The sequence below is a fragment of the Pseudoalteromonas sp. SR44-5 genome (genome assembly GCF_014163675.1).
GTDB lineage: Bacteria > Pseudomonadota > Gammaproteobacteria > Enterobacterales > Alteromonadaceae > Pseudoalteromonas > Pseudoalteromonas rhizosphaerae.
Genome location: NZ_JACJDT010000077.1, coordinates 1 through 7,503 on the forward strand (window position 1 = coordinate 1; position 7,503 = coordinate 7,503).

Below are 7,503 nucleotides of genomic sequence, written 5' to 3' on the forward strand. Positions count from 1 at the left end.
TATATAAACTTTGTAGAACCTAGAACCTAGAACCTAGAACCTAGAACCTAGAACCTAGACTTTATTTAATACTTGACTATTTTACTCTGGTAATTAAAATTTGCACTCTTTAGTGCGGGGGCTCCATGAAGTTAACATCAAAAGGCAGGTATGCCGTCACAGCGATGCTGGATGTTGCGCTACATACAAATGTAGGGCCAGTTCCCCTTGCTGATATTTCAGAACGACAAGAAATTTCTTTGTCGTATCTAGAGCAGTTATTTGCCCGGTTACGTAAAAGTGGTTTAGTCAGCTCAGTGCGTGGACCTGGTGGTGGTTATTTACTCGGTCGAGAAACGCATGCAATTTCGGTTGGTGATGTGATCAACGCCGTTGATGAATCAATAGATGCAACCCGATGCCATGGTGCAACGGGCGGCTGTCAAAGCGGTATGCGGTGTTTAACTCACACCTTATGGTCTGATCTAAGTACCAGAATAGAAGACTTTTTAAACGGTATTACCCTTGCTGAATTGGTGGAAAAGTCAGATGTGAAGGAAGTTTCATCTCGCCAAGATAACAGCGTTAATAATGCACTCAAGCAATTGGAAAATATTCAAGTAAGCTGCCAACTATAAGTTGGCGTCCAGCGGAGAAAGAAATGAAGTTACCGATTTATTTAGATTACGCAGCAACCACGCCAGTTGACGAGCGTGTAGCAAAAGAAATGATGCAATGCCTAACAATGGATGGCAATTTTGGTAACCCTGCATCACGTTCACACCGTTTTGGTTGGCAAGCTGAAGAAGCGATTGATCAAGCTCGTACTGATATCGCAGATTTAATTAACGCAGACCCACGTGAAATCGTTTTCACTTCGGGTGCGACAGAATCAAACAACCTTGCAATTAAAGGCGCAGCACAGTTTTATAAAAAGAAAGGTAAGCACGTTATTACCGCTAAAACTGAGCATAAAGCAGTGATCGACACCTGTCGTGAGCTAGAGCGTCAAGGGTTTGAAGTAACCTATATGGACGTTGAAGAAAACGGCCTACTTGATTTACAAAAATTAGCCGACACAATGCGCGATGACACAGTGTTAGTGAGCATTATGCATGTAAACAACGAGCTAGGTGTAATTCAAGATATCGCGACTATTGGCGAAATGTGTCGCGAACGTAAAATCATGTTCCACGTTGATGCTGCACAAAGTGCCGGTAAAGTTTTAATCGACGTGCAACAGCTTAAAGTTGATTTTATGTCTTTCTCAGCGCACAAAGTATATGGCCCGAAAGGTATCGGTGCATTGTATGTTCGCCGTAAACCGCGTGCTCGTTTAGAAGCACAAATGCATGGTGGTGGTCATGAGCGTGGAATGCGCTCTGGTACGCTAGCGACTCACCAGTTGGTTGGTATGGGTGCTGCATTTAGAATTGCCAAACAAGATTTCGAAAAAGATCATGCTCACATCAGCGCGCTTCGTAAGCGTTTAATTGATGGCATTATGGCTGATATGGATGAAGTGTACTTTAACGGTACGCCGGACCAATCAGTACCAGGAATAATTAACATCAGCTTTAACTTTGTTGAAGGTGAGTCGTTATTGATGGCTGTTAAAGATATTGCTGTATCATCAGGTTCTGCCTGTACTTCAGCAAGTTTAGAGCCTTCTTATGTATTACGTGCGCTTGGCCGCAACGATGAATTAGCACACAGCTCAATTCGTTTTAGTATTGGTCGTTTTACCACCGAAGAAGAGATTGATTATACCGTCAATTTAATGAAAAACTCTATCGGTCGCTTACGTGAGATGTCTCCTCTTTGGGAAATGCATCAAGAGGGTGTTGATTTAGATTCAGTTGAATGGGCTCATCATTAATTGACGAGCACATCCACTAGCAGGTAATGAGGATAGAATTATGGCGTATAGTGATAAAGTAATCGATCATGTTGAAAACCCACGTAACGTAGGTGTATTAGACAAAAATGATCCATCAGTAGCAACGGGTATGGTTGGCGCACCAGCATGTGGTGACGTAATGAAGCTGCAAATTAAAGTATCAGCTGCAGGCATAATTGAAGATGCTAAATTCAAAACATACGGTTGTGGTAGCGCAATTGCTTCATCGTCACTTGTAACAGAGTGGGTTAAAGGCAAGACATTAGATGAAGCTGCAATGATCAAAAACACTGATATCAGTGCTGAGCTTGAATTGCCTCCAGTGAAAATTCACTGTTCAATTTTAGCTGAAGATGCAATTCAAGCAGCAATTGCAGATTACAAAAGTAAACAAGCGAAGTAAGAGATAAATCATGGCAGTGACATTGACAGAAGCGGCAGTAAACCGCGTAGAATCATTTTTAGCAAATCGCGGAAAAGGCTTAGGCCTGCGCGTAGGCATTAAAACGACGGGCTGTTCAGGTCTTGCATATGTTCTTGAGTTTGTTGACGAGTTATCTGAAGGCGACGAAGTATTTGAATCTAAAGGGGTTAAAGTAATCGTCGACGCTAAAAGCTTAGTTTATATTGATGGTACCGAGCTTGATTACACTAAAGAAGGTTTGAACGAAGGGTTTAAATTTATTAACCCAAATCAAGCTGATGAGTGTGGTTGTGGCGAAAGTTTCACAGTATAAACAATAAAGTGATTGTACTCTTAAGCCCTGCACCTGTAGGGCTTTGTTCTATCTGAATTTTAAGCCAATAGATTGTTGGCATGGTTGGAATTATGCGCTATTTTGAATTGTTTGCGATACCCGTTGATTACAATGTAGATTTGGCAAAAGTAACTAAGAATTACCTCGAACTCCAGCGTGCCGTTCACCCAGATCGCCATGCCAATGCCAGCAGCCGTGATAAGTTATTAGCCGTACAAAATACCGCAGAAATTAATGATGCCTTACAAATTTTAAAGCATCCGGTAAAACGCGCAGAATACATGCTGAGTGAATTGGGTGTTGATATTCGTGCCGAGCAGCAAACACTACAAGATCCACTGTTTTTAATGCAGCAAATGGAATTACGTGAAGAGCTTGAAGAGCTAAGCACAAGCGATGATCCAGACACAGCGATTGCTCAGTTCGAGAAGCAAATAAAACAACTAGACACTCAATACAGTGCGCAACTTGCTGAGCAATTGGCAAGTAATGACGAGCAGCAATGGCAGTTAGCCGCTGATAGCATTCGAAAATTAAAGTTCGTGTATAAATTACGAGATGAATTAGAGCGTATTGAAGACAGTTTATTCGACGATTAATTATCTAACTTACTGCACCATTGGTAAGTCAAACAAGAGTTAAAGATCATTATGGCATTATTGCAGATTGCTGAGCCGGGGCAGAGCGCGGCACCACATGAACATAAGTTAGCAATTGGTATTGACCTTGGTACTACCAATTCACTTGTTGCGACAGTACAAAGTGGCGAAGCCCGTACATTAACCGATGTTAATGGCGCAGCCATGTTACCGTCTGTTGTACGTTACGCCGCTGATGGTATAACAGTAGGCGAACTTGCCGCTCAAGCTGCAACACAAGATCCTGTGAATACTTTAATTTCAGTTAAACGTTTTTTAGGTAAAACTCAAGCTGAAATAGAGCAAAGCTACGGCCAATTACCGTATGATTTTTGTCAGCATGATGGCGCATTAGCGATTACCACCGCGGCTGGCAACATCAGCCCAATCACCGCATCAAGCGATATTTTAAAAGCATTAAAGCAACGCGCCGAAGAAAGCTTTGCAGGGCAAGATATTTTAGGTGCCGTGATCACAGTACCTGCTTATTTTGATGATGCACAGCGCCAAAGCACCAAAGATGCCGCAGAGCTTGCTGGTATTAATGTACTGCGTTTATTAAACGAGCCAACTGCAGCCGCAGTTGCTTATGGCTTGGATTCAGGCCAAGAAGGCATTATCGCAGTTTATGATTTAGGCGGCGGTACCTTTGATATTTCAATCTTGCGTTTAAACCAAGGTGTATTTGAAGTACTGGCAACCGGTGGTGATTCAAGCCTAGGTGGCGATGATTTTGACTCATTATTAGTGGATCATTTTAAACGTGAAACCGGTGTGATGACGCTATCTCCATCAGTATTACGCTTATTTATTAATAAAGCTAAAGCTTGTAAAGAAGCACTAAGCCAATATGCTAAAGTGAATGTTGGTCTTGAGTTTGATGATGAAAAATACACGGTTGAAGTCACTCGCGAAAAGTTTGAAGAACTAGCCATGGTGCTGGTGAAAAAAACACTCCGTTCGTGTCGCCGTGCAGTTAAAGATGCTGGCATTACAAATGACGAAGTACTGCAAGTAGTTATGGTCGGCGGTTCAACCCGTATGCCAATCGTACGCAACCAAGTCGCTGAATTTTTTAATAAAGAGCCGCTTACCTCTATTGATCCGGACCGTGTCGTTGCACTTGGTGCAGCATTACAAGCGGATGTGTTAGTGGGCAACAAACCTGATTCAGACATGTTGTTACTTGATGTATTACCACTGTCGCTTGGCCTTGAGACTATGGGCGGCTTAGTGGAAAAGATTATTCCGCGTAATACCACTATACCTGTAGCACGAGCACAAGAGTTTACCACTTTTAAAGATGGTCAAACTGCAATGTCTCTGCATGTATTGCAAGGTGAACGAGAGCTAGTTGATGATTGCCGTTCATTGGCTAAATTTAGCTTAAAAGGTATTCCACCAATGGCAGCCGGTGCGGCGCATATTCGTGTGACCTTTAAAGTCGATGCCGATGGCTTACTTAGCGTATCTGCAATGGAAAAATCAACTGGCGTACAAGCTGAAATCCAGGTTAAACCATCGTTTGGTTTGTCAGATGACCAAGTAGCTAATATGCTTAAAGAGTCGATGACTAATGCCAAAGATGATATGCAAGCGCGTATGCTCAAAGAGCAACAAGTTGAAGCATTGCGTGTTATCGAAGCACTTTATGCATCATTAGCAACAGACAGTGCTTTACTTGCTGAACATGAATTAACTAACTTGAACGCTGAAATAGCGAAGCTAGTTACAGTTCGTGAGACAGCTACCGAGCCAAATCAAATAAAAGCAGCCATTGAGAAAGTTGATAACGCCAGCAGTAAATTTGCTGAGTTAAGAATGGATGCATCGATCAAAAAAGCACTGCAAGGGCAGTCAGTAGACAACGTTTAAAAGAGGTTAGAATGCCACAAATTATTTTTCTTCCCCATCCGGAATTATGTCCTGACGGCGCTGCAATTGATGCACCAAGTGGTGAAACAGTTCTTAATGTTGCACTTAAAAACGGTATCAGTATTCCACATGCTTGTGAAAAGTCATGTGCGTGTACCACTTGTCATTTAGTTATTCGTGAAGGTTTTGACTCACTTGATGAAAGCGACGAGCTTGAAGACGACATGCTAGATAAAGCATGGGGTTTAGAGCCTGAATCACGCCTAGGTTGCCAAGCAATAATCCGTGATGAAGACTTAATAGTTGAAATACCGAAGTACAATCTCAATATCGTTAATGAAGAGCATTGATTTAAAGCGCAGCTATAAGTTGTAAGCCTTAAGCTTTAAAGAAAACACCGCGCTCAATTTGAACGCGGTGTTTTTGTTTATAAAGGTGGAAAATTGCGCGAGGTAAACTTGCGCCTACGGGTTTGGCATCAATGTTTGAATTTGCGTAGGAGCCTGCTTTAGCCGCGAAAGATTTAAGTGATTTATTCACAAAGAGATTAAGAGAGTGCTGTGCTTTAGAGATAAGTGAAGGGTATGTCTTCTCATTTACGCTCACGCGGCTACGGGTTTGGCATCAATGTTTGAATTTGCGTAGGCGCGGCTTTATGCCGCGCGGTTGTATTGAGATGTTAGATTTTAGGTGGAGCTAGTCTTTGCCTTTAACCTTTAACCTCGTACCTTTCACTTATCAGTGGTGAACATAACATTGGCTATATGCCGTAATAATTGCTTTGGAGGTTTTATGAATAATCTACTATTTAACGACTCTTTCATTAACGGTGGGTTTTACTCCACTGAAAAACACTTTAGTGTTGATGATCCCGCTACACAGCAAAGCATCATCATGGTAAGTGATATCGATGATGATGGGGTTCATAAAGCCATCAACGCCGCTCACGGCGCATTTATTAAACTCAAAGCCACCAATGCCACAACGCGTAGTAATGTATTAATGCGTTGGTTTGAACTGGTTATGCAGCATAAACAAACCCTTGCTGAATTAATGACTAAAGAGCAAGGTAAACCATTAAAAGAAGCCCTTGGTGAAGTTGAATATGGGGCTGGGTTTATTAAGTGGTACGCAGAGCAAGCCAAACGTAGCTATGGTGATGTGATCCCCGCCACTGATGACAATCATCGTTTAACTAGTTTTAAACAGCCTATTGGCGTGGTTGCAGGCATAACTCCTTGGAATTTTCCGATTGCTATGGTTACCCGTAAAGTTGCACCAGCCTATGCCGCTGGGTGTAGCTTTGTACTAAAACCTTCGGAACATACACCTTTATGTGCTTTAGCATTGGCTTATTTGGCTGACCAAGCCGGTTTTGAAAAAGGCGCTTTTAATGTATTGCTCTCTGAAAACGCTAAAATGGTGGGTGAGTTACTAACTGAATCTGAACTTGTTCGTAAGTTCACTTTTACCGGTTCAACGGGTGTCGGTAAGCAATTACTTGCACAATGTGCCTCTACTATTAAGCGTACTTCAATGGAACTTGGTGGTAACGCGCCGTTTATTATTTTTGATAATGCCGATTTGGATGAAGCGGTAACGGGCCTTATGGGGGCAAAATTTAGAAATGGCGGGCAAACTTGTGTCGCCGCTAACCGTATTTTTGTGCAGCGTAGCGTGCTTGATCAAGTTGTCGATAAATTAGCTAAAAAAGTTACAGCACTGAAAGTCGGTAATGGGCTTGATGACGCAACAGATATAGGGCCGTTGATTTATCCTAAAGCTAAGCAAAAAGTACAAGAGTTGGTTGCAGATTCCAAAGCAAAAGGTGCAGTACAAATAGGTGATAATGTTGAGCTTGGTGGTAACTATCAAGCACCGCTTATTTTAAATGGGGTAACTGCTGAGATGGACATTTACCATCAAGAAGTTTTTGGCCCGGTGGTGAGTATCATTGTATTTGATGAAGAGCCTGAAGTTTTAGCACTGGCCAACGATGTGCCTTATGGTTTAGCTGCTTATTTTTATAGCCAAGATTTGAAACAAATATACCGAGTGAGCGAAGCGTTAGAGTACGGCATGGTAGGTATTAACGAAGGGTTAATATCAAACCCCGTGGCACCGTTCGGTGGGGTTAAGCAGTCAGGTCTTGGTCGCGAAGGTGGCCACCAAGGGCTCGACGAGTACCTCGAAGAAAAATATGTGTGTATGAAAATTTAGCTTTAGAGCGGTAAGCTATAAGTTTTAAGCTGTCCGAGTGCTTTTTAAGTGTTGACATAATAATTTGCAACGCTCAAATTTTTGGCTTACCGCTTACCGCTTACCGCTTACCGCTTACCGCTTACCGCTTACC

Annotated in this window: 8 protein-coding genes; all 8 read left to right on the plus strand. The window is 42.3% G+C overall.

Going from position 1 to position 7,503, the window contains the following annotated elements:
* Positions 1 to 125: 125 nt before the first annotated feature.
* The 8 genes from iscR (at position 126) to H5154_RS21955 (ending at position 7,370) form a co-directional block, all read left to right on the plus strand.
* Positions 126 to 617, plus strand: a complete 492-nt coding sequence (gene iscR, locus H5154_RS21920; RefSeq protein ID WP_145236527.1) for a Fe-S cluster assembly transcriptional regulator IscR — start codon at positions 126 to 128, stop codon at positions 615 to 617.
* 23 nt (positions 618 to 640) lie between these two features.
* Positions 641 to 1,858 carry an IscS subfamily cysteine desulfurase gene (locus H5154_RS21925; RefSeq protein WP_149980538.1) on the plus strand — a complete coding sequence of 406 codons (1,218 nt, stop codon included), beginning with the start codon at positions 641 to 643 and terminating at the stop codon, positions 1,856 to 1,858.
* A 40-nt stretch (positions 1,859 to 1,898) separates the two neighbouring features.
* On the plus strand, positions 1,899 to 2,282 hold the full coding sequence (gene iscU / locus H5154_RS21930) for a Fe-S cluster assembly scaffold IscU (protein ID WP_145236533.1): 384 nt from the start codon (positions 1,899 to 1,901) through the stop codon (positions 2,280 to 2,282).
* 10 nt (positions 2,283 to 2,292) lie between these two features.
* Entirely contained in the window at positions 2,293 to 2,616 is a 324-nt protein-coding gene (iscA, locus tag H5154_RS21935; RefSeq protein ID WP_145236536.1) for an iron-sulfur cluster assembly protein IscA, read from the plus strand.
* Between the two features lie 92 nt (positions 2,617 to 2,708).
* On the plus strand, positions 2,709 to 3,236 hold the full coding sequence (hscB, locus tag H5154_RS21940) for a co-chaperone HscB (RefSeq protein ID WP_182719621.1): 528 nt from the start codon (positions 2,709 to 2,711) through the stop codon (positions 3,234 to 3,236).
* A gap of 51 nt (positions 3,237 to 3,287) precedes the next feature.
* The gene (hscA, locus tag H5154_RS21945) at positions 3,288 to 5,150 is read left to right on the plus strand and encodes a Fe-S protein assembly chaperone HscA (RefSeq protein ID WP_145236544.1); all 1,863 of its coding nucleotides are present in this window, start codon (positions 3,288 to 3,290) and stop codon (positions 5,148 to 5,150) included.
* An 11-nt stretch (positions 5,151 to 5,161) separates the two neighbouring features.
* Positions 5,162 to 5,500, plus strand: coding sequence for an ISC system 2Fe-2S type ferredoxin (gene fdx / locus H5154_RS21950; RefSeq protein WP_145236547.1), 339 nt, complete (start codon positions 5,162 to 5,164; stop codon positions 5,498 to 5,500).
* Positions 5,501 to 5,942: 442 nt separating this feature from the next.
* Complete coding sequence (locus tag H5154_RS21955) at positions 5,943 to 7,370, plus strand: NAD-dependent succinate-semialdehyde dehydrogenase (protein WP_182719620.1); 1,428 nt, start codon at positions 5,943 to 5,945, stop codon at positions 7,368 to 7,370.
* Positions 7,371 to 7,503 lie beyond the last annotated feature (133 nt).